A 3,293-nucleotide genomic window follows, 5' to 3' on the forward strand; every position below is an offset into this window, starting at 1 on the left:
ATAGATGTAAAGATTTATGTCAAGACCCAAAACTTCTTTACTCGACGTGGTACTCTTAATTGTGAGATTAAAGTTAGGTTAAAACCATCAGCTACCTAGAGTCAAAACTATCTCTAAGTATTTTGTCTGGTTCTGGCTAAAGGCTCCTGGCCGCGATACTATTTACAACTTTTTTTGACTGTAACTTTAAGGTTCAGTTGTCCTCCGACATGGCGCAAGATTTGCCCTCTCCATCGGGATCCCTGGAACAGTTGTTTGGCCGGATGCCGCCCTTGGTCGGGCTTGACAGCTCCCTTGCCGAGCTTCTCTCCCTGCTGGCGCAAAAGAATGGCTCCTGGCCCTACGCCTTGGTGGTGGACGCAGGCCGAGTGGTGGGCATTTTGACGGCTGTGGACGTGTTGCGGTGGGTGGCCAGCGACCGCTCTTGGCAGGGATCCACCCTGGCTGAGGTGATGACCACCCCGGTCGTGACCTTGGCCGTCGGCAACTACCGCGATCCCCTGGCATTGTTGGAGCTGATGCGGGCCCACGGGATCCGCCACTTGCCGGTGGTGGACGAAGCGGGATCCCTGTTGGGGGTGGTGAACCAAGATGAGCTGTGCTGGCGGCTAACCTTAGGCCCGCCGCCTTCAGTAGCAGTCTGGAGGGAGCCGTCAACGGAGAAACTGGATCTACCAGATCTACAAACCACCCTGAATTTGCGCGTTGCCATCGAACGCGCCATTCCTCTGGGCATTGCCGCCGTCGATCCACAAGGCAGACAGATCTACGTCAACGAGACCTTTGCCACGATGGTGGGCTGGCCCAAGGAGGAGCTCATCGGGAAGGATCCCCCTTTTGTCTATTGGCCCCCGGAAGAGATGGGCAAGATCACCGCCGCCTTTGCCCAGGGGCGGCCACCGCAGGGATGGGAGCTGACCTTCAGGCGCCGCAGCGGGGAACGGTTTCCGGTGCGGATTTTGGAGGCTCCCTGGCTAGATGCCCAGGGAAAGGTAATCGGCATGATCGTCAGCGTACAGGATTTGACCCCGGAAAAAGAGTTGCAAAACCAACAGCAACAACTTCAGCACTCTCTGCAGTATCAGCAAGATCTGTTTCAAAGTCTCTTCGAGCAAGCCCCGGTGGGCATGGCGGTCACGGATGCGGCGGGGCACTTGCTAAAGGTGAACCAGAGCTTTTGCCAGCTCACCGGCTACACCGAGGCCGAGCTCTTGAGCATGAATTACGCCGACATAACGCATCCTGAGGATCTGCGGCAGGAGGCAATCTATGTCGAAGAAATACGAGCGGGCCGCCGCCGCGGCTACCGGATGGAAAAACGCTACATCCACAAAAGTGGCGAGATCCGGTGGGTGGATCTCTCGTCTTTTGCGGCGGAGACTCCCGAGAAACAGATTTACGGTGTCGCCTCAATTGTCGATATCAGCGAGCGCAAGCAGGCCCAGGAGCAGGTTCAATTGCAGCTCCACCAAGCCCGGCTGCTCAGCCACATCGTCCAAGGGATCCGGCAATCGTTGCAGGTGGAGTCCATCCTCAGTTTTGCTGTAGAGGAAGTTCGCCGTTTGTTGGATGTGGAGCGGGTGGTGATCTACCGCTTTTTCCCCGATTGGGTGGGCGAGATCGCCATGCAATCGGTTAGCCGGCCAGAGTTGAGCCTGCTGGGCCTGGTTATCGAAGATCATTGTTTCGTAACCCAGTGGCACCAAGCCTATCAGCAGGGCCGCATTTCCGCCATTGAAGATATCGACACTGCCCCCATCCAGCCCTGCCACCGGGAGCTGCTGGCCAGCTTAGGGGTGCGGGCCAACTTGGTGGTGCCCATCTTGCAGTCGGCTGGCCCTGACGGCACAGACGGCGGGCTGGCCCGCCTCTGGGGGCTGTTGATTGCCCACCAGTGCAGCGCCCCCAAAAAATGGGATCCCTGGATGCCGGATTTTTTGCGACAAATTGCCGATCAACTGGGGCTGGCGCTGCAACAGGCGGAGCTGTTTGAGCAACTGCAAGCTGCCAATGCCGAGCTGCGCTACCAGGTGGAGGTGCGCAATGCCGAGCTGGCCCAGCGGGTAAGGTACGAGCAAATGCTGCGGCTCATTGGCGACAAGGTGCGCTCCAGCCTGGACGAACAGGAGATCTTGGCCACCGTGGTGCGGGAGCTGACCCAGGCTTTCCAACTGGGCGCCTGCGGTGTGGCCCTCATCCATCCGGAAACCCAGACCTACACGCTGGTCTACGAAGCGGCGGGATCCCTGCCCCCTATAGGCCAAGTTACCCTGCCCTTGGATCCCGTTCTTTTGCGCCAGCTTCGCCAAGGCCAGACCCTCTACTTCAGCACGGATCACCCGCTGCGGGGGCGCTGCACCTTACTCGCCTGCCCCCTGTTTGTGGAAACGGTCTCGTTGCTGGGCTTTCTCAAGTTAGTCCGCTTGCCCCAGGAAGGGTTTATTGAAGCCGAGATCCACTTTGCCGAGCAGGTGGCCACCCAGTGCAGCATCGCCATTCGCCAGGCCCGCCTCTACCAAGAAATCCAGGCCCAGCTCCGGCAACTGCAGCGGCTCAACGAGCTCAAAGAAGAGTTTCTCAGCATGGTCTCCCACGAGCTGCGCACGCCTCTGACCAACATGAAAATGGCTTTGAAAATGTTGGAGGTGCGCGGTCTTTCCGAGGCGCAGATCCCCTATTTCCACATCCTCAAACAGGAGTGGCAAAAAGAGCTGGACTTGGTCAACGACCTGCTGGATCTGCAGCGGCTAGAGGCCGGCAGCCGCAGTCTGGAGATTGCCCGCTTCGAGGTGCGAGAGTGGCTGGAAAAGCTGGTGCCGCCCTTTGCTCTGCGCTTTCAGGAGCGCCGGCTCACTTTTGTCTCCCGCATTCCCTCTGAACCCATCCTGTTCAGCACCGATGTGGGGCTGCTCACCCGCATCCTCAGCGAGTTGCTGGCCAATGCTGCCAAATACACCCCTGCTGGCCAGCAGGTTTACCTGGAAGTGGCGGGCGATTCTTCGGGTCTCCATTTGCAGGTAATCAACACCGGCGTCGAGATCCCAGCGGAGCACCTGCCCCGCATTTTCGAGAAGTTCCACCGCATTCCGCAACTGGACTACGCCCACCAGGGGGGCACCGGCTTGGGCCTGCCGCTGGTGAAAAAGGCGGTGGAGCTGCTGCAAGGGATCCTGCGGGTGGAAAGCGGCGAGAACCGCACCCTGTTTGCAGTCAGCCTGCCGGATTTGGGCAGTTCTGCTCTCACCCCCAGCCCCTCTCCCTGAGGGACTCCCTCACCCCCAGCCCCTCTCCCT

Annotated in this window: 1 protein-coding gene; it reads left to right on the forward strand. The window is 59.1% G+C overall.

The window, feature by feature from the left end; all coding sequences use genetic code 11:
* Positions 1–209 precede the first annotated feature (209 nt).
* The gene (locus NW844_RS08495) at positions 210–3,263 is read left to right on the forward strand and encodes a PAS domain S-box protein (protein WP_414334954.1); all 3,054 of its coding nucleotides are present in this window, start codon (positions 210–212) and stop codon (positions 3,261–3,263) included.
* Positions 3,264–3,293: the final 30 nt, after the last annotated feature.

Source organism: Synechococcus sp. H55.2 (assembly GCF_047462495.1).
In the GTDB taxonomy this organism is placed as follows: Bacteria; Cyanobacteriota; Cyanobacteriia; order Thermostichales; family Thermostichaceae; genus Thermostichus.

Excerpts from the sequence above, each read along its gene's own strand:
- NW844_RS08495 (WP_414334954.1), top strand. The coding sequence starts at position 210 with ATGGCGCAAGATTTGCCCTCTCCATCGGGATCCCTGGAACAGTTGTTT.